21 protein-coding genes and 1 other annotated feature are annotated in these 24,821 nt (G+C 42.6%); of the genes, 20 read left to right on the top strand and 1 reads right to left on the bottom strand.

Annotated features, from left to right (window positions below; genetic code table 11):
* Positions 1-93 precede the first annotated feature (93 nt).
* From C6Y02_RS10630 to C6Y02_RS10655, 6 genes are all read left to right on the top strand, one after another.
* A complete protein-coding gene (locus C6Y02_RS10630; protein ID WP_024427820.1) occupies positions 94-243 on the top strand; it encodes a teichoic acid D-Ala incorporation-associated protein DltX in 150 nt (49 codons plus the stop codon).
* A 14-nt stretch (positions 244-257) separates the two neighbouring features.
* On the top strand, positions 258-1,763 hold the full coding sequence (gene dltA / locus C6Y02_RS10635) for a D-alanine--poly(phosphoribitol) ligase subunit DltA (protein ID WP_106031218.1): 1,506 nt from the start codon (positions 258-260) through the stop codon (positions 1,761-1,763).
* A complete protein-coding gene (dltB, locus tag C6Y02_RS10640) occupies positions 1,760-2,944 on the top strand; it encodes a D-alanyl-lipoteichoic acid biosynthesis protein DltB (protein ID WP_106031219.1) in 1,185 nt (394 codons plus the stop codon). The genes dltA and dltB overlap by 4 nt, the downstream gene beginning before the upstream one ends.
* A 21-nt stretch (positions 2,945-2,965) precedes the next feature.
* A complete protein-coding gene (gene dltC, locus C6Y02_RS10645) occupies positions 2,966-3,202 on the top strand; it encodes a D-alanine--poly(phosphoribitol) ligase subunit 2 (RefSeq protein ID WP_024423191.1) in 237 nt (78 codons plus the stop codon).
* Positions 3,202-4,368 (top strand): D-alanyl-lipoteichoic acid biosynthesis protein DltD, encoded by a 1,167-nt coding sequence (gene dltD / locus C6Y02_RS10650; protein WP_106031220.1) that lies wholly within the window; start codon positions 3,202-3,204, stop codon positions 4,366-4,368. The genes dltC and dltD overlap by 1 nt, the downstream gene beginning before the upstream one ends.
* A gap of 95 nt (positions 4,369-4,463) precedes the next feature.
* The gene (locus C6Y02_RS10655) at positions 4,464-4,886 is read left to right on the top strand and encodes a YkvA family protein (protein WP_106031221.1); all 423 of its coding nucleotides are present in this window, start codon (positions 4,464-4,466) and stop codon (positions 4,884-4,886) included.
* Positions 4,887-4,966: 80 nt separating this feature from the next.
* Here C6Y02_RS10655 and C6Y02_RS10660 read toward each other — a convergent pair whose 3' ends face one another.
* Complete coding sequence (locus tag C6Y02_RS10660) at positions 4,967-6,010, bottom strand: lactonase family protein (RefSeq protein ID WP_106031222.1); 1,044 nt, start codon at positions 6,008-6,010, stop codon at positions 4,967-4,969.
* Between the two features lie 432 nt (positions 6,011-6,442).
* On the opposite strand from C6Y02_RS10660, the gene ilvE reads away from it, so the two are divergent.
* The 14 genes from ilvE to yihA all read left to right on the top strand — a co-directional run bounded on the left by ilvE (position 6,443) and on the right by yihA (position 24,788).
* Positions 6,443-7,357: a branched-chain-amino-acid transaminase gene (ilvE, locus tag C6Y02_RS10665; protein ID WP_106031223.1), complete on the top strand. Its 915-nt coding sequence runs from the start codon at positions 6,443-6,445 to the stop codon at positions 7,355-7,357.
* 8 nt (positions 7,358-7,365) lie between these two features.
* Positions 7,366-7,612, top strand: a binding site (T-box leader).
* Positions 7,613-7,734: 122 nt separating this feature from the next.
* Positions 7,735-9,459 (top strand): acetolactate synthase large subunit, encoded by a 1,725-nt coding sequence (ilvB, locus tag C6Y02_RS10670; RefSeq protein WP_060596901.1) that lies wholly within the window; start codon positions 7,735-7,737, stop codon positions 9,457-9,459.
* A complete protein-coding gene (ilvN, locus tag C6Y02_RS10675; protein WP_034661705.1) occupies positions 9,456-9,974 on the top strand; it encodes an acetolactate synthase small subunit in 519 nt (172 codons plus the stop codon). Before ilvB ends, ilvN begins: the two co-directional genes overlap by 4 nt.
* An 18-nt stretch (positions 9,975-9,992) precedes the next feature.
* Entirely contained in the window at positions 9,993-11,021 is a 1,029-nt protein-coding gene (ilvC, locus tag C6Y02_RS10680; protein WP_106031224.1) for a ketol-acid reductoisomerase, read from the top strand.
* Positions 11,008-12,561: a 2-isopropylmalate synthase gene (locus C6Y02_RS10685; protein WP_034661703.1), complete on the top strand. Its 1,554-nt coding sequence runs from the start codon at positions 11,008-11,010 to the stop codon at positions 12,559-12,561. Before ilvC ends, C6Y02_RS10685 begins: the two co-directional genes overlap by 14 nt.
* 18 nt (positions 12,562-12,579) lie before the next feature.
* The gene (leuB, locus tag C6Y02_RS10690) at positions 12,580-13,677 is read left to right on the top strand and encodes a 3-isopropylmalate dehydrogenase (protein WP_106031225.1); all 1,098 of its coding nucleotides are present in this window, start codon (positions 12,580-12,582) and stop codon (positions 13,675-13,677) included.
* A gap of 40 nt (positions 13,678-13,717) precedes the next feature.
* Entirely contained in the window at positions 13,718-15,133 is a 1,416-nt protein-coding gene (gene leuC, locus C6Y02_RS10695) for a 3-isopropylmalate dehydratase large subunit (protein WP_034661700.1), read from the top strand.
* Positions 15,134-15,146: 13 nt separating this feature from the next.
* On the top strand, positions 15,147-15,746 hold the full coding sequence (gene leuD / locus C6Y02_RS10700; protein ID WP_060596899.1) for a 3-isopropylmalate dehydratase small subunit: 600 nt from the start codon (positions 15,147-15,149) through the stop codon (positions 15,744-15,746).
* 125 nt (positions 15,747-15,871) lie between these two features.
* A complete protein-coding gene (gene ddcA / locus C6Y02_RS10705) occupies positions 15,872-16,879 on the top strand; it encodes a DNA damage checkpoint antagonist DdcA (protein ID WP_060596898.1) in 1,008 nt (335 codons plus the stop codon).
* Between the two features lie 239 nt (positions 16,880-17,118).
* Positions 17,119-18,393, top strand: a complete 1,275-nt coding sequence (gene tig, locus C6Y02_RS10710) for a trigger factor (RefSeq protein ID WP_106031226.1) — start codon at positions 17,119-17,121, stop codon at positions 18,391-18,393.
* 251 nt (positions 18,394-18,644) lie between these two features.
* Complete coding sequence (gene clpX / locus C6Y02_RS10715) at positions 18,645-19,910, top strand: ATP-dependent protease ATP-binding subunit ClpX (protein WP_012010785.1); 1,266 nt, start codon at positions 18,645-18,647, stop codon at positions 19,908-19,910.
* A gap of 136 nt (positions 19,911-20,046) precedes the next feature.
* Entirely contained in the window at positions 20,047-21,708 is a 1,662-nt protein-coding gene (gene lonB / locus C6Y02_RS10720; protein ID WP_106031227.1) for an ATP-dependent protease LonB, read from the top strand.
* A gap of 171 nt (positions 21,709-21,879) precedes the next feature.
* Positions 21,880-24,204, top strand: coding sequence for an endopeptidase La (gene lon, locus C6Y02_RS10725; protein ID WP_106031228.1), 2,325 nt, complete (start codon positions 21,880-21,882; stop codon positions 24,202-24,204).
* Positions 24,201-24,788 carry a ribosome biogenesis GTP-binding protein YihA/YsxC gene (gene yihA, locus C6Y02_RS10730; protein WP_034661689.1) on the top strand — a complete coding sequence of 196 codons (588 nt, stop codon included), beginning with the start codon at positions 24,201-24,203 and terminating at the stop codon, positions 24,786-24,788. The genes lon and yihA overlap by 4 nt, the downstream gene beginning before the upstream one ends.
* Positions 24,789-24,821 lie beyond the last annotated feature (33 nt).

A 24,821-nucleotide genomic window follows, 5' to 3' on the forward strand; every position in this document is an offset into this window, starting at 1 on the left:
TCTTTTTTCATCATTTCTTAAAATTTTTATGTTTTGGTATGAAACTCTTTTAATGATTCATGCGTCTCTATAAGTGTCAAAAGAAAAGAGGTTATCAATATGCTATTCAAAAAGCTATCAGAAAATAAGTCTGTAAAATGGATAGGATATACGAGTTTTTACTTACTTATTTTGCTATTATTGTTCTTTATTTACGGATTCCATACAGCAAATACGGGATCATTCATTTACAACGATTTTTAATTGGAGATTAAACTATGAAACTATTACACACGATTCATGAATACCAACAAACGAAACCAACACAGCCAGCATTTGTTTCTCAACATGCTTCGATCACATATGATGAGCTTTGGCATCTATCAGACCAAATGGCTGGTGCGATCGATGCAGTCGCAACTGGCAGTGCACCTGTCATTGTATACGGTCATATGGAGCCAGAGATGCTGATTTCTTTCTTAGGTAGTGTGAAATCAGGCAGACCTTATATTCCGGTCGACATCTCAATCCCTGCCGAGCGTATCGTCTCAATTATTGAAAGCTCAAAAGCCAGTCTGTTGATTTGTGCAAATGAGCAGAATGTACTAGATGTAGAAGAACACATTGAAGTGAAAAGTGCGGCATCTCTTTTAGCTCTTGAAAAAGAAGCACCGCCATCCTCGCAGTGGGTTCAACAGGATGATGTTTTTTACATCATTTATACGTCTGGCAGTACCGGAAAACCGAAAGGCGTTCAGGTAACAGCCAATAATTTAGAAAGCTTTACAGAGTGGATGTGCCGAGACTTCCCAATTGGCGGGGGGCGCACATTCTTAAATCAAGCACCGTTTTCTTTTGACTTATCAGTGATGGATTTGTATCCAGCGCTTCAATCAGGCGGTACTCTGTACTGTTTAGTGAAAGATCTAGTGAATAAGCCGAAGGATATGTTTGCAGCACTTGGTCAATCTGACGTTGAAGTGTGGACATCAACACCTTCCTTTGTGCAAATGTGCTTAATGGATCCTTCCTTTACAGGGGAGCTTTTACCAGAGCTGAAAGTCTTCTTGTTCTGCGGAGAGGCACTTCCTGTATCTGTAGCAAGTGCGCTCCTTGAGCGTTTTCCAAAGGCGCAGGTCTTTAATACGTATGGTCCGACTGAAGCAACTGTTGCGATCACATCGATTGAAGTCACGCAGGCGATTCTTGATCAGCACGATTCTTTACCAGTCGGCTATGCGAAGCCAGATACAGATATCGTCATTTTAGATGAAGAAGGCAAGACCCTTCCTGATGGTGAAAAAGGAGAAATTGTCATCGTGGGGCCAAGCGTCACAAGAGGCTACTTAGGTGAACAAGCCTTAACAGATAAAGTGTTCTTTAAATACGAAGGACGCCCTGCTTACCGTACAGGTGATGCAGGTGTGGCGCAGGATGGTTTGATTACGTGCCACGGCCGTCTGGACTATCAAATTAAGCTGCATGGATACCGAATGGAGCTTGAAGAAATTGAATATCATGTGAGCGAGACAACCTATGTCAATGCTTGTGTGATTGTGCCGTTCCAGCCAAACGGTCATGTGGAGTACTTAATTGCAGCCATTGTTCCAGCAGCGCATTCTTTTGAAAAAGAATATCAGCTGACAAGTGCAATTAAGAAAGAAATGGCGGATTCACTGCCTGCGTACATGATTCCAAGAAAGTTTGTCTATCTTGAGCAGCTGTACATGACGCCAAACGGGAAGGTTGATCGTAAAAGAATCGCGAAAGAGGTTCTTCTATGATTCCGTTTAGTTCATTCTTTTTCTTCATTCTAATTGGTGTTCTTCTTTTGCCGACGATCATTCTTGGTCTTCGCGGCAAAAGAATGCAGGGCTACAACATGTTTGCAACGGTTGTGGCGCTCGCGCTTATTTTCTCAAAGGATGCACATGGCGCATTGCTGCTCTTCTTGTTTACAGTGTGGCAAATCTTGATCATCCGCTTGTACCTTTCGTACCGGCTGAAGGCGAATCAAGCGTCTGTCTTCTATATGGCAGTGGTGGCATCTATTTTGCCGCTTGTACTCTCAAAGGTTTTACCGTTCTTTTTAACTCATCAGCCGCATCAACCGCCGCCAATGAACTGGCTGAGCTTTTTAGGAATCTCGTACCTAACATTTAAAGGTGTCCAGTTAATTATCGAGACAAGAGACGGCTTGATTAAGAAGAAAATTCCGATTCATCGTTTGGTCTATTTCATTGTCTTTTTCCCGACGATTTCATCAGGTCCGATTGATCGTTACCGCCGGTTTGAAAAGGATATGGATACGCCGCCTGAAAAGGAAGCGTACAGTGATCTTCTATACGCCGGTATTCATAAAATTTTTATCGGCTTCTTATATAAGTTCATTATTGGTTATCTGATTCACACGTATATTCTCATGAATATTCATCACATTAGCAGCAGTCACTTTGTTCAACAGTTAACGTATATGTATGCGTACAGTATGTATTTGTTCTTTGACTTCGCTGGATATACAGCATTTGCTGTTGGTGTGAGTTATATGATGGGCATTAAATCACCAGAAAACTTTAACAAACCGTTTATCAGCCGGAACATTAAAGACTTCTGGAATCGCTGGCACATGTCCCTCTCCTTCTGGTTCAGAGACTACGTGTTTATGAGATTTGTGTTCTTTATGACAAAAAAGAAGTGGATCAAGAACCGTATGGCTGTATCAAATATTGGGTACTTTGTCCTCTTTCTATTGATGGGTGCTTGGCATGGTCTAGCACTTCAATATATTATTTACGGACTATATCACGCAGTTGTGATGTCCGGTTACAATTTATTTGAGAAATGGAATAAAAAGCACAAGTGGTGGCCGGATAATAAGGTCACAATGGTTGTGTCGATCATTATTACATTCCATGTGATTTGTTTCGGATTTTATATTTTTTCAGGAAAACCATTTCATCATTAATCATTAAGGGAGTAGAAAATTATGGAATTTAAAAATCAAGTATACGGTATTATTGCAGAGGTTTGTCAGGACGACGTTGTGAAAGAAAATCCAGAGATTGCAATTTTTGAAGAAGGTCTTCTAGATTCATTTGGTACAGTAGAACTGCTTATGGCAATTGAAAGTCAGCTCGGAATCACTGTTCCGATTACAGAGTTCGATCGTGATGTGTGGGATACACCGAATCACATTGCTGAGCAGCTGGCAGAGATGAAGTAATGAAAAAGCGTTTTTTTGGGCCGCTTATTTTAGCGGCTGTTCTATTCATTGGTGTTCTTCTTGTACCAAATGCATGGCTCTCACATCTGATCCCAAAAGACAAATTACAAAAGTCAGCCACAGAATTAGATCCAGGGATGTTCCAGGGGCTCTATTTACAAGATGAAATGCTAAAAGATCCAACTTATTTGCCGATCTATGGATCTTCTGAACTATCACGTTTTGATCCATATCACCCTTCGAATTTCTTTCATGAGAATCCTCAAGGGTTTACACCTTATCTTATTGGAAAAGGTGGGTCACAATCATTAATTCATGCGATGAACTTCGCAGCGCATATGGATAAATTAAAAGGGAAGAAGCTTGTGTTTATCGTGTCCCCGCAGTGGTTTGTGAAATGGGGATCTGACGAGAATCACTTTGCACCGAACTATTCAGCGCTTCAAGCGCTTAATCTCGCTTATAATAAAGAAATTGATCCAGCTGTGAAAAAAGAACTGATCAAGAGAATCATGACGTTTAAAGCTGTAAAGAACGACATGGTCATCACAGAACTTTTTAAAGCAGAGCTTTCTGGGAACAAATTCGCTTATGGCGCGATTTCTCCTATTGCAAAAATGTATTATGGCATGCTTCAAAAGAAAGACATGTACTATACAATTGGATCGGGGAAAGAGCGTAAGCTTCATCCGTCTCCTTCTGTCAAAGGAAAAACATGGACTGAGCTTGAAAAAGAAGCAAGTGTCTTAGGTGCGGAAAAAGCAGGGAACAACCCGTTTTATATTAATCAAAAACTATTTGACCGCAAGCTGAAACCGATCATGAAAAAGATGAAAGATTCTCGTGAAGACCACTCTTATGCGGAATCACCAGAATACAAAGATTTTCAAATCATGCTGGATATTTTAAAACAGGCAGGGGCGAAGCCTTTGTTTGTGACGATTCCTGTCAATGGAAAATGGTATGATTATACCGGTTTCCCGAAAGAGGGGCGTACAGAGTATTATGAGAAAATCAATCGTCAAATTCGAGATAACGGGTATGAAGTCGCAGATTTGACTAAACATGAATACGATCCTTACTTCTTTAAAGATACAATTCATGTGTCTTATAAAGGATGGGTCTACATCGATAAGGCGATCGAAAAGTTTTACAAAGAGCAGTAGAATGCAGCAGCTTTCTGCTGCTTTTTGTTTGTCGAATCGGCGGATATCTTGTATAACGAAGGGAAAAGGGCTATGCTGTAGATGGAGGCGATATGATGAACCGTTCTGAGAAAAAAGAACTATTAAAGCGTTCGAAGAAGCATTTTAATGATCATGCCTTTTGGGAAAAGTTAAAAAAGACGGCACAAAAAGCTGGTGTCACTCTTGTCTATGCTGTGCTATTACTTTACTATACATTGCAAAAACCCGAAGTGCCTGTCAAAGCAAAAACCCTTATTATTGGGGCACTCGGATACTTTATCCTTCCTATTGACCTCATCCCTGATACATTGATTGGTGTCGGCTACACAGATGATTTAGGAGCGATCACATTTGCTCTGCTCCAAGTAGCGATGTACATTGATGATGATGTGAAAGGAAAAGCGAAGGACAGGCTGTCAAAATGGTTCGGTGAAAAAACCGATACGTCTCTTATTGATCAAAAGCTTGAAGATGGCGGGACGCCGTCTGCACGCTGAAAAGAAGACAAAGGGCTAAAAAAAGTTCATTTTAGCCCTTTGTCAACAAGCTGAAGCCTCCAAAACGGAGGCTTTTTTCTTTATCCTAAAAATTTCACGCAAACTGGATGAGGAACGGCGATGTCTGATTGTAAGACAGTGAGTCGTCCTGTTTCTTTGTCGCGTTTGTATAACACTAGGTTGCTAGATTCTTGGTTTGAACCGACGAGGAATTCTTCAGTTGGATCAAGCACAAAGTCTCTAGGCCAGTTTCCTTCAGAGGAAGCAATCTCGACAAGACTTAATTGGCCGTCAGCGTCTGCTTTAAAAATCGCAATGCTGTCATGACCGCGATTTCCTGCATAAACAAATTGCCCGTCTGAAGAGACGTGAATGGCACTGCCTTGATTGTTCTCTGTAAAGTCGCTTGGAATGGTTGCGATCGTTTGGATCTCTTCGAAATGACCATCTTCAAAGTAACGAAGCACAATCACCTCTGAGCTTAGCTCTGTCATCACATATGCCACAGGTTTCGTTGGATGGAATGTGATATGGCGAGGACCGGTGCCTGGTTTTGTTTCAAATGTATGAGCGAGCTCGAGTTTGCCGCCCTCTTTCTTATACGTATAAATGCCATCTGTCCCAAGGTCAACAGCCACTGCAAATTGTTCATCTGGTGTCAGACCCATAAAGTGAGTGTGCGGTTTTTCCTGACGGTCTTCGTTTGGTCCAGTTCCTTCATGCTGCGCCTGTGACAGCGTGCGGATGACTGAGCCATTTTCAGCATCGATTTCATACATCTCTGCTGTTCCTTTATGATAGTTTGCTGTAAAAGCTGTTTTTGTTTGACTGTCCACGCTGACGTGGCAAGGAGAAGCGCCATCGGCAAGCTCTTGGTTGATGAAACGAAGTGTGCCGGTTTCTGCATCAATTTGATACGCAGCCACGCCGCCCTGTGATCCTTCTTTCACAACAGAATACACAAATTTTTGAGAATCTGAGACGGTTAAATATGTAGGATTTTCAAGTTCAGCAGCTACTTTTACTTGTTCGATCTGCTGCTTGTCCGTATTTAATGTAAAAGTATAAATGCCTTTACTGTCTCCCTTTGTATACGTTCCGATATAACCTCTGATGTTAGCCATGTATTGCCCTCCTTCTATAAGATGCTCTCATTCTATCATAAATTCATAGGAAAACGCTTTAGAAAGGCATGCCGAAAGAAAATCAAAAGCGTTGAAATCTACCAGTCTTCATTAAAAACGATGTGAAAAAATATGACAAACGTTTTCTCAAAAGAAAAGCGTTCAGGTAAAGTAAATAAATTGAAGAAAAAATACAAAAAATTTTAAGTTTTTTCATTCCTTGTCTAGCAAAGGTGTAAGCGTATACATTTAATTTTGATTAGTCTAAATTGTCTAATAATTTTAAAAATGCTGTTGACACTGTATGGAAAGCGGCGTAAGATGGGTTCAACAAAAGCTAAACAAACACGCAGAGCAAGCGTGAGAGGCTTCAATAAAAAGTGTCTGAAAATTCAACTACTTTTTGTTTGAAAGAGAGGGTGCTCACTGAAAATGGAAGACCAAAAGGAACAGTGGATCTTTTTAAACGATGAACTCGTGAAAAAAGAGGATGCAAAAATTTCAGTTTATGATCATGGCTTCTTATATGGTGACGGTGTGTTCGAAGGGATACGCGTGTATAACGGAAATATCTTTCGAATGAAAGAACATTTAGACCGCCTGTATGATTCCGCCAGATCCATTATGCTGAACATTCCATATTCACTTGAGGAACTCACGGAAAAAATGATTCATACAGTTGAAAGGAACGGCCTAAAGGATGCCTATATTCGTCTTGTTGTCTCAAGAGGAGCTGGTGATCTTGGTTTAGATCCAAACAACTGCGGGAGAGCCAACACAGTGATCATTGTAGAGCCGCTGGCCATCTTTCCAAAGCACCTATATGAAACGGGTATTGATATTGTAACGGTACCGACGAGACGAAATCGTCCCGATGTACTGAGCCCAAAAGTGAAATCATTAAATTATTTGAATAACATCCTTGTCCGAATCGAAGCCCATATGGCCGGTGTGAGTGAAGCGCTGATGCTGAACGATCAAGGGTACGTGGCAGAAGGTTCTGCAGACAATGTGTTTATTTATAAAAAAGGTAAGCTTTATACACCGCCAGGTTATATCGGCGCTCTTGAAGGCATCACAAGAAATGCCATCATGGAGATTGCAGAAGACTTAGGCTACGAAGTGAAAGAAGAACCATTCACAAGGCACGATGTGTATACAGCAGAAGAAGTTTTTCTGACAGGAACCGCAGCCGAAGTGATCGCTGTTGTAAAGGTTGACGGCCGTACAATCGGTGAAGGGAAACCCGGGGTCCACACAAACACACTTCTTGAACAATTCCGCAAGCGAGTGGTTGAAGAAGGAGAAAAAGTCGTATTTACAGATGAAAACATTCACGCAAGCTAAATAGATATCGATAAACGTTGAAGAGGACTAGTAGCTTTAGAGTCAGTATCTACAGAGAGCCGGTGGTAGCTGGAAACCGGTGTTACTTTCTAAAGTGAACTCACCTCTGAGTGTCTGCTTGAAATGATAGTAGGGCAGACCGAGTGACATTGCTCACTCGTTACCAAAATGGATGAAAGATGTCCATGAGACGGCAGCAGATTTTGCCGTGAACAAGGGTGGTACCGCGAAAAACAAAGCTTTTTCGCCCCTTTGACCTAGTGAAAAGTAGTGTCATTGTGGGGTGAGAAGGCTTTTTTATATGGTCTAAAATCTCGATCTTGAATAGAAAAGGGTGAAAAGACTTGACTGAAGCAAGACAAAGAGGAGGAAATCAAATGGGGACAAATGTACAAGTGGAGACGGAAACATCTAAAGCACCACAAACGATGAACGGTGCACTCATGTTAATTGAAGCACTCAAAAGAGAAAAAGTAGAAGTCATTTTCGGATATCCAGGCGGAGCGGTTTTACCGATCTACGATAAAATTTATGATTCTGGTTTATTTCATGTCCTGCCAAGGCATGAGCAGGGAGCGATTCACGCAGCAGAAGGATACGCAAGAGTATCTGGCAAACCGGGTGTTGTCATTGCGACATCAGGACCTGGAGCGACAAACCTTGTCACAGGAATTGCAGATGCAATGATTGATTCACTTCCTCTTGTTGTCTTCACAGGACAGGTGGCAACCTCAGTTATTGGATCGGATGCTTTCCAGGAAGCAGATGTGCTCGGCATCACAATGCCAATCACAAAGCACAGCTACCAAGTAAGAAATCCAGAGGAATTACCGGGTGTCATTAAAGAGGCGTTCCACATCGCAACAACAGGCAGACCTGGTCCAGTCTTGATTGATATTCCAAAAGATGTGGCAGGCATTGAAGGAACGTTTGAATATGATCAGCCAATTGATTTACCTGGTTATCAGCCAAAAGTCGAGCCGAACTATTTGCAAATTCGCAAATTAGTAGAAGCTGTAAGCAGAGCGAAGAAACCAGTCATTCTAGCAGGAGCTGGCGTTCTTCATGGCAAAGCATCTGAAGAATTAAGGCAGTATGTAGAGCAGCAGCAAATCCCAGTCGCTCATACACTGCTTGGACTTGGCGGATTCCCAGCAAAGCATCCTCTATTTCTAGGGATGGCTGGTATGCATGGCACATATGCGGCGAATATGGCCCTTCACCAATGTGATCTGCTCATTTCAATCGGTGCAAGATTTGATGACAGGGTAACTGGCAACCTCAATCACTTTGCGAAACATGCGAAGGTAGCACACATTGATATCGACCCGGCGGAAATTGGTAAGAACATTCATACCCATATCCCGGTTGTTGGAGACAGTAAGCTAGTCCTTGAAGAGCTGATCAAGCAAGACGGGAAGCAAGGGGAATCAGACAAATGGAAAAACCAATTAGATCAGTGGAAGGCAGAATATCCGCTCTGGTACGTTGAAAACGAAGCAGAGGGCTTTAAGCCTCAAAAGCTGATTGAATACATTCATCAATTCACAAAAGGTGAAGCCATTGTGGCAACTGATGTCGGACAGCATCAAATGTGGGCAGCTCAGTTCTATCCATTTGAAAATGCAGATAAGTGGGTCACATCTGGCGGCCTTGGTACGATGGGCTTCGGTTTACCGGCAGCCATCGGCGCTCAGCTGGCTGATCAAGAGGCAACGGTTGTGGCGATTTTAGGAGACGGAGGTTTCCAAATGACCTTGCAAGAACTTGCCGTTATCCGTGAGCTGAACCTTCCAGTGAAAGTGATTGTTCTGAATAATCACAGCCTTGGAATGGTAAGACAATGGCAAGAAATTTTCTACGAAGAACGCTACTCATATTCTAAATTTTCAGAGCAGCCAGACTTCGTTAAATTATCTGAAGCTTATGGCATTAAAGGAATCAGAATCTCATCAGACGAAGAGGCGAAAGAAAAGCTTGAAGAAGCGTTAACCTCTAGAGAGCCTGTTTTCATCGATGTCAATGTAGCGAGAGATGAAAAAGTATTCCCGATGGTCGCACCGGGGAAAGGACTTCATGAGATGGTGGGGGTGAAACCTTGAAAAGAATTATTGTGTTGACTGTATTAAATCGATCAGGCGTACTGAACCGAATCACTGGCCTTTTTACCAAAAGACACTACAACATTGAAAGCATTACGGTCGGCCATTCTGAGATTCAAGATGTATCACGCATCACGTTCGTCGTCCATGTAGACCAAGAGAAAGACATCGAACAGCTGACAAAACAGCTGAACAAGCAAATTGATGTTCTCAAAGTAACAGACATTACAAACCAATCAATCGTTCAGCGAGAGCTGGCTTTGATAAAAGTCGTTTCTGCACCGGCATCTAGAATGGAAATCACAGGGGTCATTGAACCGTTTAGAGCTTCTATTGTAGATGTAAGCAGAGAGAGTGTCGTCATTCAGGTGACAGGTGAGTCTTCAAAAATTGAAGCACTCATTGAATTACTTAAGCCATACGGCATTAAAGAAGTCGCCAGAACTGGCACCACGGCCTTTGCGAGAGATAATCAGCAAAAGCCGCAATCAAATAAAACAATTTCAATTGTCTAAACAAAAGGAGAGAGTCAAATGGTAAAAGTATATTATAACGGTGATATTCAAGAAAACGTATTAAATGGTCAAAAGGTTGCTATCATTGGGTATGGATCACAAGGTCATGCACATGCATTGAACTTAAAAGAAAGCGGCGTAGATGTGATCGTCGGCGTGAGAAAAGGCGGATCTTATACAAAAGCACAAGAAGATGGCCATCAAGTATTCACAGTAAAAGAAGCGGCAGCACAAGCAGATCTCGTCATGGTACTACTACCAGATGAGCAGCAAAAGAAAGTATATGACGAAGAAATCAAAGATCAATTAGAAGCAGGCAACTCACTTGTTTTCGCACACGGATTCAACGTTCACTTCCATCAAATTGTTCCTCCAAGTGACGTAGATGTGTATCTTGTGGCTCCAAAAGGTCCAGGACATCTTGTGAGAAGAACATATGAGCAAGGCGCTGGTGTACCTGCCCTATTTGCTATCTATCAAGATGTATCTGGCCAAGCGAAAGACAAAGCACTTGCTTATGCAAAAGCAATCGGCGGAGCAAGAGCAGGCGTCCTTGAAACAACATTTAAAGAAGAAACGGAAACGGATCTATTCGGTGAGCAAGCGGTCCTTTGTGGAGGTCTTACTTCACTAGTGAAAGCAGGTTTCGAAACGTTAACAGAAGCTGGTTATCAGCCAGAGCTTGCATACTTCGAGTGTCTGCATGAACTGAAATTAATTGTTGACCTTATGTATGAAGAAGGATTAGAAGGCATGAGATATTCAATCTCTGATACAGCACAATGGGGTGACTTCGTATCAGGACCGCGTGTTGTGGATGCAAACGTAAAAGAATCTATGAAAGCCGTCTTGACTGATATCCAAAACGGAACATTTGCAAAAGAATGGATTGTTGAAAACCAAGTGAATCGTCCACGTTTCAATGCGATCAATGCAAATGAAAATGAGCACCAAATTGAAATCGTCGGAAGAAAGCTTCGTGAAATGATGCCTTTCGTCAAACAAGGAAAGAAAAAGGAAGCGGTGAGCGTCGGTGCGGAAAATTAATTTTTTTGACACAACACTTCGAGATGGAGAGCAATCACCAGGAGTGAACTTAAATGCACAAGAAAAGCTAATCATTGCAAAGCAGCTTGAGCGCCTTGGGGTTAATATCATTGAAGCGGGTTTTCCCGCTTCATCCCGAGGGGATTTCTTAGGCGTACAAGAAATTGCTAGAACGATCAAAAACTGTTCAGTTGCTGGTCTTGCACGATGTGTGAAAGGTGACATCGATGCTGCATGGGAAGCGTTAAAAGATGGAGTGGAACCAAGAATTCATATCTTTATCGCTACTTCTGATATTCATCTGAAGCATAAACTAAAGAAAACACGTGAAGAAGTCGTAGAACAGGCTGTCTCAATGGTGAAATACGCGAAAGAACGTTTTCCGGTTGTTCAGTGGTCCGCAGAAGATGCGTGTCGTACAGATCTAGCTTTCTTAGCAGAAATTGTAGAGAAGGTCATTGACGCTGGGGCAAGTGTCATTAACTTGCCAGATACAGTTGGATACTTAGCGCCAAAAGAGTACGGCAATATCTTTAAATATATGAAGGAACACGTTCCAAATATCGACCGCGTCAACTTGTCTGCTCACTGTCATGATGATCTAGGAATGGCTGTAGCAAACTCACTTGCTGCCATTGAAAATGGAGCAAATCAAATTGAAACAGCTGTTAACGGAATTGGAGAACGTGCAGGGAATGCCGCTTTAGAAGAAATTGCAGTCGCTCTTCATATTCGAAAAGACTTCTACCAGGTCGAATCAACGATTCAATTGAATGAAATTAAGCGTACAAGTGATGTAGTGAGCAAATACTCAGGAATGATTGTACCGCGCAATAAAGCAGTCGTTGGCAACAACGCTTTTGCACATGAATCAGGTATTCACCAAGATGGTTTCCTCAAAGAAAAAACAACCTATGAAATCATTTCTCCAGAGCTTGTCGGTGTGACAACAGATGTACTAGTCCTTGGAAAACACTCCGGAAGACATGCGTTTAAAGATCGTATGAAAACGCTAGGATTTAAACTAACGGAAGAAGAAATCAATAAGTTCTTCGAAACCTTCAAGAACTTGACGGAGAAGAAAAAAGAAATCACTGATGATGATTTGATCTCTATTATATTAGAAGAAAAAGTAGCAGACCGAAAAATTGGCTACGAATTTGAAAGTCTTCAAGTGCACTATGGGACAGAACAAATGCCAACAGCAACGGTCTCTCTGAAAAATCAAGAAACGCAGGAAGTCATTCAAGAAGCAGCTACAGGCGCAGGCAGTGTAGAAGCTGTGTACAACACGCTGGAGCGCTGTATGGAGGAAAGAATTCATTTGCTAGACTACCGTATTCAATCGAATGGAAAAGGCAGAGATGCACTAGCGGAAGTATACGTCACTGTTTCAATAGAAGGAAAAGAAACAGCTGGACGCGGTGTGGCGCAAGATGTGCTGGAAGCATCGGCGAAAGCCTACGTCAATGCAGTAAACAGGCATTTAATCTTTAAATCAAATCTCATTGAAATTGAGAAACATCACGCGATTTCATAGGAAAGGAGGTAGGTTCTCATGAAAAAGAAAATTGCACTTTTGCCCGGCGATGGAATCGGACCGGAAGTTGTGACATCAGCGGTCGCTGTCCTCAAAGAGACAGCGGCTCAATTTCAACACGAATTCGAATTCGAAACGGCGCTCATTGGCGGTATCGCAATAGATGAAAAAAACAATCCGCTCCCAAAAGAAACGGTTGATGTATGCAAGAGCGCTGATGCGATTTTATTAGGAGCAGTCGGCGGACCAAAATGGGATCAAAACCCGCCAGAGCTTCGTCCGGAAAAAGGCTTGCTCGCTATTCGTAAACAACTGGACTTATTTGCAAACATTCGTCCTGTCAAAGTGTTCGATAGCTTAAGCGAGGCGTCACCGTTAAAACAGGATCACATTAGCGGAGTCGATTTTGTCATCGTTCGTGAATTAACAGGCGGTCTCTATTTTGGTGAACCAAGCGAGCGTTACACGGATGAAGAAGGAAAAGAAGCTGCGGTTGATACGCTTCTTTATACAAAGCAAGAGATTGTCCGTGTATTAAAAGAAGCATTCGACATGGCCTTAACGAGACGGAAAAAAGTAACGTCTGTGGATAAAGCGAATGTTCTTGCTTCTAGTAAACTATGGCGGGATGCGGTAGAAGAAGTGGCTTCTCAATATCCAGACGTCGAATATGAGCACATGCTCGTTGATAATGCCGCCATGCAGCTGATTTATAAGCCTGCTCAATTTGATGTCATTGTGACAGAGAATATGTTTGGTGACATTTTAAGTGACGAGGCTTCAATGATTACTGGGTCACTCGGTATGCTGCCATCTGCCAGTCTATCAAGTACTGGCCTCCATTTATATGAGCCGATTCATGGTTCAGCACCCGATATTGCGGGGCAAAACGTCGCAAACCCTCTAGCAACCATTTTGTCGGCAGCTAGCTTGCTTAGAACATCTTTTGCGTTAGAAGAAGAAGCGGCTGCAATAGAAGAAGCTGTGGAAGCTGTTCTTGCCTCTGGCAAACGAACAAAGGACTTATCGGCAAAAGAGGGAACGTATCAAACAACTGAAGACATCACTCATGCAGTTGTAGACGCACTCAAGCAGCGCGTGAAAACAATTGTATAAATAGAATCTTGTGGAATTAGGTAGAGGGAGGAAAAGGGTTATGCCTCGAACAATCATCGAAAAAATATGGGATCAGCACGTTGTCAAAAGCGGCGAGGGGAAACCAGACCTTTTATATATTGATCTGCACTTAGTGCATGAAGTGACATCACCTCAAGCATTTGAAGGATTAAGACAAAAAGGACGAAAGGTGAGAAGACCTCAAAACACGTTTGCGACCATGGATCACAATATCCCGACTGTGAATCGATTTGTGATCAAAGATGAGATTGCTAAAAAACAAGTGAGTGCTCTAGAGCGCAACTGTGCTGAATTTGGTGTCCGTCTAGCTGACCTTCACAGTGTAGATCAAGGGATCGTCCATGTTGTTGGACCGGAGCTTGGGTTGACACTGCCAGGGAAAACAATCGTTTGCGGAGATAGTCATACATCAACTCATGGCGCGTTTGGCGCACTTGCTTTTGGAATCGGTACAAGTGAGGTTGAACATGTACTTTCCACACAAACGCTTTGGCAGCAGCGTCCGAAAACATTAGAAATTAGAGTAGACGGAAAGCTGCAAAAAGGGGTAACGGCCAAAGATGTCATTTTAGCAGTCATTGGTGCGCATGGCGTGAAGTTCGGATCAGGTTATGTGATTGAATACACTGGGGAAGTATTCAGAAACATGACGATGGATGAACGCATGACGGTTTGTAATATGTCGATTGAAGCAGGCGCAAGAGCAGGATTGATTGCACCTGATGAAGTCACCTTTGAATATTGCCGCGGCCGCAAATATGCACCGCAGGGAGAAGACTTCGAAGCAGCGATTAAAGAATGGGAAGAACTTAAAACAGATCCAGGTGCAACCTATGATAAAACGATTGTTTTAGATGGGAATGAGATTTCACCAATGGTCACATGGGGAATTAACCCAGGAATGGTGCTGCCTGTAGATGCGTCGATCCCAGGACCTGAGGATTTTGCACAAGAGGATGATCAAAAAGAAGCGATTCGTGCGTACGAATACATGGGTGTTCATCCGCATCAGCGTATTGAAGATATTACGATTGAGCATGTGTTTATCGGCTCATGTACAAACTCAAGAATGACTGATTTACGCCAAGCAGCTTCTATGATAGAAGGACAAAAGGTAGCTGATCATGTCAGAGCGATTGTCGTGCCTGGCTCTCAAAGCGTCAAATTGCAAGCAGAAGAAGAAGGTCTTCATGAAATCTTCCTTGAAGCAGGATTTGAATGGAGAGAATCTGGCTGCAGTATGTGTCTTAGCATGAATAACGATGTGGTACCAGAAGGCGAACGCTGCGCATCCACATCAAACCGTAACTTTGAGGGACGTCAAGGAAAAGGTGCGAGAACGCATCTTGTCAGCCCGGCAATGGCTGCAATGGCTGCAATACATGGCCGATTTGTCGATGTCAGGAAGTTTAATCAAGAGAAAACAGTCGTGTAAGGAGTTGTCATAGATGGAGCCTTTAGTCACACACAAAGGGAAAGCCGCTGTGCTTAACCGTATCAACGTAGATACAGATCAAATTATTCCGAAGCAATTTTTGAAAAGAATTGAACGAACAGGATATGGCCGGTTTGCCTTTTTCGACTGGCGGTATTTAGCCGATGGCAGCCCAAATCCTGATTTCGAGCTGAATCAGCCGATTTATGAAGGAGCATCCATTTTGATCGCAGGAGAAAACTTTGGCTGCGGATCATCAAGGGAACATGCCCCTTGGGCACTTGATGATTATGGTTTCAAAATTGTCATCGCACCATCATTCGCAGATATTTTTCACCAAAACTGCTTTAAAAATGGGATGCTTCCGATTCGTCTTGATTATGATGTGTGGAAAACATTCGCTGCGTCATATGAGAACAAAGGGTATGAGATGACGGTTGATCTGGAAAAACAGCAAATAGAAGATCATGAAGGGAATATCACTCCTTTTGATGTGGATCCTCACTGGAGAGAAATGCTCCTGAATGGCTATGATGAGATCTCATTAACTTTACTACTAGAAGATGACATTCAAGCATTTGAAGATAAGCGCAGCAGCTGGCTGCGTGCGTAAACAACAAGAAGCCGTCCGCCCGAGGTGTGACGGCTTCTTTTTTGCATGAAAACCTCTCGTTACTTGTGTTTACTAACCTTCGTTGGTAAACTGATAAAAAATATGCGCCCGAAAGGAACGTAAGCATGAAACATGACAAGAAGAAAGATAATGTCATTTTGTTTCCTGGTCTGAAAGAAAGACTGATTGAAAAAGGAATGGCAGCATTAAAAGATAAACAGTATCAAGAGGCGCTTCACTTGTTTTCAGAAGCGAAATCTTATGATGACGATGAAGAATCCGATATTCACCTCGGCATGGCGATTTGTTTTCTGGAGCTGGGCGAGCTGCAGGATGCAAAGCGTGTTTGTGAAAAGATGCTGCATGAGGGATATGGTCATTACTTCACCGTGCTTCAAGTGTATATGACGATTTTAATTCAGCTGAAAGAATATGAAGAAGTGAAGCAGACAATTGAGGCAGTACTTGAGGAAAACCACCTTCCAGCAGAAAGCGCGGAGCATTTTTACAAGCTGCTCGAATTTAGTAGAAAAATGATTGAATCGCCTGAACAGATTTTAGATGAAGATGAGGAGGACGGCGGCGAAATCAATATAGATGATATGCTTGAGCGGCCAGAAGAGCAGGTGCAGTTCATCCATTCGTTGAAAGACCGGAACATCACACCACACATGGGTCTATTAAATACGATCTTACAAAAGCCTGATGGAAACCCTTTGGTCAAATCATTAATCCTGCAGCTTCTGTCAGATCATGATGTGGCAAAGCCGGTTCATGTGACGAAATTCGGTGATTCTTTAACGCTTGTTCCTTCTGAGGCTGTTAAGCCAGAGCAGATGCCGCTACTTCAGCAAGTCCTTCGTAAGCTCGATGACACACTCGGCAATGAGAACCCAACCCTTTACCAAGGCGTGGAAGAGTTATGGCGCCGGCACTTATTTGTCCTTTATCCATTTCTTCCTAAATACACAGATCCGAATCTTTGGGCAGCAGCACTTCATAAAGTCGGCTATGAAATGCACGGGATTGAGATTGACCTCGAAGAATTGCATCTATTGTATGAATTTAATGAACGAGAGCTGAGAGAAGCTTGCACAATGCTGAAAGATATTGAAGAAATTTCTTATTTGTAATTTGTCGATTTAGTTGAAAGACGGACTTGTTATGTTATAATATAATGGTTGTATTTGTGCATATATCGTGCAGTTGTAGATTCCAACGGTTGAAAGACGATATGTATAATCAAGTCAAATGTTGTATACATAATACCGCTTCTTGAGCGGCGTGCGTGGTTTTTGATTGGACGAAGTCTTTATGATGCTTTAGAATGTAACAACGCACAATCTGAATAGATTTTTGGAGGGAAACACACATGTCAGTAAAATGGGAAAAACAAGAAGGTAACGAAGGCGTCCTAACTGTAGAAGTTGATGCTGAAACATTTAACAAAGCACTTGATGATGCGTTTAAGAAGGTTGTCAAGCAAGTATCGATCCCTGGATTCCGTAAAGGGAAAGTACCACGTGGTCTTTTCGAACAGCGTTTTGGTGTAGAATCTCTTTATCAAGATGCATTAGATATTCTTCTTCCAGTTGAATATCCAAAAGCAATCGACGAAGCTGGTATCGAGCCAGTTGACCGCCCTGAAATCGATGTTGAGAAAATCGAAAAAGGCGAAAGCTTAATCTTCACTGCAAAAGTAACAGTGAAGCCTGAAGTGAAACTTGGTGACTACAAAGGTCTTAACGTAGAAAAAGACGACGCTACTGTCACTGATGAAGATGTACAAGAAGAGTTAAAAGGCATGCAAAACCGTCAAGCTGAGCTTGTTGTCAAAGAAGAAGGCGCAATCGAAAACGGCGATACAGTTGTGCTTGATTTCGAAGGATTCGTTGATGGAGAAGCATTCGAAGGCGGAAAAGCTGAAAACTACTCTCTTGAAGTAGGTTCAGGTTCATTCATCCCTGGTTTCGAAGAGCAGTTAGTTGGTCTTGAAGCAGGCGCTGAAAAAGACGTAGAAGTCACTTTCCCAGAAGAATATCATGCTGAAGACCTTGCAGGTAAACCAGCTGTATTCAAAGTGAAAATTCACGAAATCAAAGCAAAAGAACTTCCAGCACTTGACGATGAGTTCGCGAAAGATGCTGATGAAGAAGTAGAAACTCTTGCTGAACTAACTGAAAAAACGAAGAAACGTCTTGAAGAAGCGAAAGAAAACGAAGCAGAAGGTAAACTTCGCGAAGAGCTAGTGGAGAAAGCTTCTGAAAATGCGGAAGTTGACATCCCACAAGCGATGGTTGACACAGAGCTAGACCGTATGATGAAAGAATTCGAACAACGCCTTCAAATGCAAGGAATGAACCTTGAGCTTTACTTCCAATTCTCAGGACAAGATGAAAATGCGCTGAAAGAGCAAATGAAAGAAGATGCTGCTAAACGCGTGAAATCTAACCTAACACTTGAAGCAATTGCTGCTGTAGAAAACTTACAAGTGTCTGATGAAGAAGTAGAAGAAGAACTTTCAAAAATGGCTGAAGCATACAACATGCCAATTGAAAATATCAAACAAGCGATCGGATCTACTGACGCAATGAAAGAAGATCTAAAAGTTCGCAAAGCAATTGATTTTCTTGTAGAAAACCGTTAATATGGTGCATAATAATAAAACAGGGCGCGAGTGACTCGTGCCTTGTTTTGTACAATTTTTGACTTATCATCGCTTCTTTTGGAAACGATAGTGTAAGTCGCATCTTTCTGTTATACATATCTCAATGTGCAGTGTTAGAAACACATCATTACCGTCTTTTAGGAAAGTATGGTAAAATGCATACATACTGGACCCAGAAAGGTAGCTGACTGTTAGCTACAGGCAAGTGAAGAAGAATAAGGGGTGAAAGAATGTTTAAATTCAACGAGGAAAAAGGTCAATTAAAATGCTCGTTTTGCGGAAAAACGCAAGATCAAGTGCGTAAACTGGTCGCAGGACCTGGCGTATATATATGTGATGAATGTATCGAGCTTTGCACGGAAATAGTTGAAGAAGAGCTCGGCACTGAGGAAGAAGTTGAATTCAAGGATGTTCCGAAGCCTCATGAAATTCGGGAGATTCTTGATGAATATGTCATCGGACAAGAAAATGCGAAGAAATCCTTAGCTGTAGCGGTGTATAACCACTACAAACGGATCAATTCCAACAGCAAGATTGATGATGTTGAGCTTTCAAAAAGTAATATCTCTATGATTGGGCCAACAGGAAGCGGTAAAACTTTACTTGCTCAAACGCTTGCTCGTATTTTAAATGTGCCATTTGCGATTGCAGATGCAACATCATTAACTGAAGCAGGTTATGTTGGTGAAGACGTAGAGAATATTTTACTAAAGCTGATCCAAGCAGCCGATTATGATGTAGAAAAAGCGGAAAAAGGCATTATCTACATCGATGAAATCGATAAAGTAGCAAGAAAATCAGAAAACCCTTCTATCACTCGTGATGTATCTGGGGAAGGTGTTCAGCAAGCACTATTGAAAATTCTTGAAGGAACTGTCGCTAGTGTACCGCCTCAAGGTGGACGTAAGCATCCTCATCAAGAATTCATTCAAATCGATACAACAAATATCCTCTTTATTTGTGGTGGAGCCTTTGACGGCATTGAGCAAATCATCAAACGCCGCCTAGGTCAAAAAGTCATTGGATTCGGTGCGGAAAATAAAATCGAAGATCTTGAAAAAGAAGTCCTTCTATCAAAAGTACTCCCAGAAGACTTGCTTCGCTTCGGTTTAATCCCGGAATTCATCGGTCGTCTACCGGTTATTGCAAGCCTAGAGCCGTTAGATGAAAAAGCACTTGTAGAGATCTTGACGAAGCCTAAGAATGCGCTCGTTAAGCAGTATACAAAAATGCTTGAGCTTGATGATGTAGAGCTTGAGTTTGAAGAAGATGCTCTTAGCGAAATTGCGAAAAAAGCAATTGAGCGTAAAACAGGAGCTCGTGGTCTACGTTCAATCATTGAAGGCATCATGCTTGATGTGATGTTTGACCTTCCATCACGTGATGATATTGAAAAATGTGTGATCACTGGTGCAACGGTTGCCGATGGCGAGTCGCCGCGTCTTGTGTTAAAGGACGGCACAGTCGTCAATAAAGATACGAAAACATCTGCATAAGGGTAGTCTCACTCCTGAATCTTTTTGATTCAGGAGTTTTTTATTTATCGTGGAAGTTGTGTTTATTCCGTCCAGCTCTAGGAAATACTAGCAGACAGAAACCAATACATACGATAGATGAAGGAGGGAGCACCGATTGAGCTGGACAGGAATCGTATTATTCATACAGCTGTTCTTTGGTATCGTCATCGGGCTGTACTTTTGGAACTTACTGCGAAATCAGCGCACACAAAAGGTGACGATAGACAAAGAGTCAAAGAAAGAAATGGAAGCACTCAGAAAGATGCGGTCAATCAAGCTGAGTGAACCTTTATCAGAGAGAGTCCGGCCAAAGGGGTTTCAAGATATTGTAGGGCAGGAAGACGGCATTCGTGCACTAAAAGCGGCACTATGCGGGCCGAACCCTCAGCATGTCATCGTCTACGGACCACCGGGAGTCGGTAAAACAGCCGCTGCCCGTCTTGTGATGGAAGAAGCGAAGCGTCACTCTGATTCTCCGTTTAAAAAAGATGCGGTCTTTGTAGAGCTCGATGCCACAACCGCGAGATTCGATGAACGAGGCATCGCAGACCCGCTCATTGGTTCTGTGCATGACCCGATTTACCAAGGGGCTGGAGCAATGGGACAGGCAGGCATTCCGCAGCCAAAACAAGGAGCTGTCACACATGCTCATGGCGGGGTTCTATTTATCGATGAAATTGGCGAGCTGCATCCGATCCAAATGAACAAAATGCTCAAAGTGCTTGAAGATCGGAAAGTCTTTTTAGACAGTGCCTACTACAGTGAAGAAAATACCCAAATCCCCAATCACATTCATGATATTTTCCAAAATGGGCTTCCGGCCGATTTTCGATTGATTGGTGCCACGACAAGAACGCCTGACGAAATTCCACCAGCGATCCGGTCAAGGTGTCTGGAAATTTTCTTTAAGGACCTTGACCAGCATGAACTGAAAATCGTCGCTGCCAAGGCTGTCCAAAAAATTCAAAAGGAATTAAGTGATGAAGGGCTGAACCTTTTAACATCCTATGTGAAAAATGGACGTGAAGCGGTCAACATGGTGCAGATTGCAGCTGGTATGGCTGTCACGGAAAACCGTAAAGACATCACGATCGCAGATGTAGAATGGGTCATTCATTCAAGCCAGCTGACACCAAGATATGAACAAAAAGTACCGGAAAAGCCAAAAGTGGGGGTAGTCAATGGCCTGGCCGTTTATGGACCAAACAGCGGTGCTCTGCTTGAGATTGAAGTGAACATCTGTAAGGCGCTTGAAAAAGGCAGTATCAATATTACAGGCATTGCAGAAGAAGAAAGCATTGGCAATCAGTCGAAATCCATTAGACGAAAAAGTATGGCCAAAGGGTCAGTTGAAAATGTATTAACGGTGCTTCGAAATTTAGGCATTCGGACAAATGAATATGACATCCATATTAATTTTCCAGGCGGTGCCCCTATTGATGGACCGTCTGCTGGGATTGCCATGGCGACCGCGATCTTCTCAGCCATACATCAAATCCCGATCGATCATCTGACAGCCATGACGGGTGAAATCGGATTGCAGGGTCAGGTGAAGCCGATCGGCGGTGTGATACCGAAGATTAAGGCAGCGAAACAAGCTGGTGCGACAACCGTCATTATTCCTTATGACAACCAGCAGTCGATCTTAAAAGAGATTGAAGGGGTCACCATTGTGCCTGTGAAGCACTTCCAAGAAGTGCTGGATCAGTGTTTGGTCAACCCGCCAGACGAGAAGAAAGATGGACTAGAAGACGAAATGAAAAGAAAATCTGTTTAATCCCCATCACATATGGGGATTTTTTAGTGAAATAGATCTTTTTTTCTTTTTCATGATAAAAAGAAAGGGTATACTACGGTAAGATCAACATTTCTCAAGTCTTTTACATTGTACAAGACTGAAACAGGTATATTATAATGATTCATACTAGTGACGGAGGTGTCAATCAACATGGCAGATGAAATCAAAAAGAATGTTCCGCTCCTTCCATTGCGAGGTTTACTTGTTTATCCAACAATGGTCTTGCATTTGGACGTTGGACGCGAGAAGTCTGTTCAAGCATTAGAACAGGCGATGATGAACGATCATATGATTTTTCTAGCAACACAGCGGGAAATTTCAATAGATGAACCAGGTGAAGAGGAAATTTTCAAAGTCGGCACCTACACAAAAATTAAACAAATGCTGAAGCTGCCAAATGGAACGATTCGTGTACTCGTTGAAGGCTTAAATCGAGCGCAGATCGAATCATACGTAGAGCTGGAGGACTATACGTCCGTCGACATAAAAGAAATGGCAGAAGAAGAATTAAAGGACGCAGAAGCAGAAGCACTCATGCGCACATTGTTAGATCACTTTGATCAATACATAAAAATTTCAAAAAAAATCTCAGCTGAAACATATGCAACAGTGACGGATATTGAGGAACCAGGGAGAATGGCAGATATCGTCGCTTCTCACCTGCCGCTCAAATTAAAGGACAAACAAGAAGTACTGGAAACAGTGGATGTCAAAAAACGGCTGAATCGGGTCATCAGCTTAATACACAATGAAAAAGAAGTACTGGAGATTGAAAAGAAAATCGGGCAACGCGTGAAACGTTCAATGGAACGTACGCAAAAAGAATATTATTTGCGTGAACAAATGAAAGCCATTCAAAAGGAGCTTGGGGACAAGGAAGGGAAAACTGGCGAAGTCAGTTCTTTAATGTCTAAAATCGAAGAGTCGAGCATGCCGGATTCTGTTCGTGAAACAGCGCTCAAAGAATTGAACCGTTATGAAAAAATTCCTTCAAGCTCTGCTGAGAGCTCTGTGATTCGAAATTATATTGATTGGCTGATCAATCTTCCATGGGGCATCTATACAGAAGATCGTCTAGATTTAAAGCTTGCAAGTGAAATTTTAGATGATGAGCATCACGGGCTGGAAAAGGTCAAAGAACGGGTGCTTGAATATCTTGCTGTACAGAAGCTGACCAATTCATTAAAAGGACCGATTCTTTGCTTAGCAGGACCTCCTGGGGTAGGGAAAACGTCACTTGCCAAATCCATTGCCAAATCACTTGACCGAAAGTTTATCCGGATCTCCCTTGGCGGTGTGCGCGATGAGTCTGAGATTCGTGGACATAGAAGAACGTATGTAGGTGCGATGCCAGGCCGTATCATTCGCGGAATGAGCAAGGCAGGAACGATGAATCCGGTGTTCCTTTTAGATGAAATCGATAAGATGTCCTCTGATTTTAGAGGTGATCCATCTTCAGCGATGCTCGAAGTCTTAGACCCAGAGCAAAATCATAACTTTAGCGATCACTATATTGAAGAAACATTTGATTTGTCTCAGGTGCTATTTATTGCCACTGCCAACAATTTAGCAACCATTCCAGGTCCACTTCGTGATAGAATGGAGATTATCACGATTGCAGGGTATACAGAGGTTGAAAAAGCAGAAATTGTGAAAGATCACCTTCTGCCGAAGCAGCTAAAGGAGCACGGATTAAAGAAAGGGAACTTGCAGCTTCGTGAAGCAGCGATTTATGATACCATTCGCTATTACACAAGAGAAGCGGGTGTTCGTGGATTAGAGCGTCAGCTTGCGGCGATTTGCCGAAAAGCGGCAAGAGCGATTGTGGCTGAAGACCGCAAACGCATCACGGTGACGGAAAAGAATTTATCTGAATTTCTCGGAAAAAGACTTTACCGTTATGGCCAGGCTGAAACGACAGACCAAGTGGGGGTTGTCACAGGACTTGCGTATACCACTGTTGGCGGAGACACCTTGTCGATTGAGGTATCACTCTCACCGGGTAAAGGCAAGCTCTTGTTAACAGGGAAGCTTGGTGATGTCATGAGAGAATCTGCACAGGCGGCATTCAGTTATATTCGTTCGAAAGCAGATGAACTGAACATTGATCCTAATTTTAATGAAAAGCATGATATTCATATCCATGTTCCAGAGGGTGCGGTTCCAAAGGACGGGCCATCAGCTGGTATCACCATTGCGACGGCTCTTGTATCAGCCCTCACAGGTCGACCTGTGTCAAAAGAGGTTGGTATGACAGGAGAGATTACGTTAAGAGGAAGAGTGCTTCCAATTGGCGGACTAAAAGAAAAAGCATTAGGCGCACATCGCGCAGGACTGAAAACCATTATTCTTCCAAAGGACAATGAGAAGGATATTGATGATATTCCTGAAAGTGTGAGAGAAGGACTAACCTTTATTCCGGTCTCACATTTAGATGAGGTGCTTGAGAAAGCGTTGGTAGGAGAGGGAAGATGAAAGTAACAAAATCAGATATCGTCATTAGTGCGGTAAAACCAGAGCAGTACCCGAGCGGGGGACTGCCTGAAATCGCTCTTGCTGGACGATCAAATGTTGGGAAGTCCTCGTTCATCAACTCATTGATTAATCGTAAAAATTTAGCGCGTACGTCTTCTAAACCAGGTAAGACTCAAACGCTTAATTTCTACATCATCAATGATATGCTCCATTTTGTGGACGTTCCAGGCTACGGCTTTGCTAAAGTATCAAAGACAGAGCGCGAAGCCTGGGGTAGAATGATCGAAACGTATATTACAATGCGTGAAGAATTAAAAGCAGTCGTCCAAATTGTGGACCTGCGTCATAAGCCATCAGTAGATGATGTGAACATGTATGAATTCCTGAAATATTACGGAGTTCCCGTGATCGTCATCGCAACAAAGGCGGACAAAATTCCAAAAGGCAAATGGGAAAAACATGCGAAAGTCGTCAAACAGACACTCGACATTGACCCATCAGACGAACTAGTCCTGTTCTCTTCTGAAACGAAAAAGGGAAAAGACGAAGCCTGGAATGCCATCCTTGCGAAGATTAACAGCTAAAAGAAAAGGCATCTGTCATGGACAGATGCCTTT

The sequence above is a fragment of the Bacillus sp. NMCC4 genome, from assembly GCF_002998555.1.
Lineage (GTDB): Bacteria > Bacillota > Bacilli > Bacillales > Bacillaceae > Bacillus.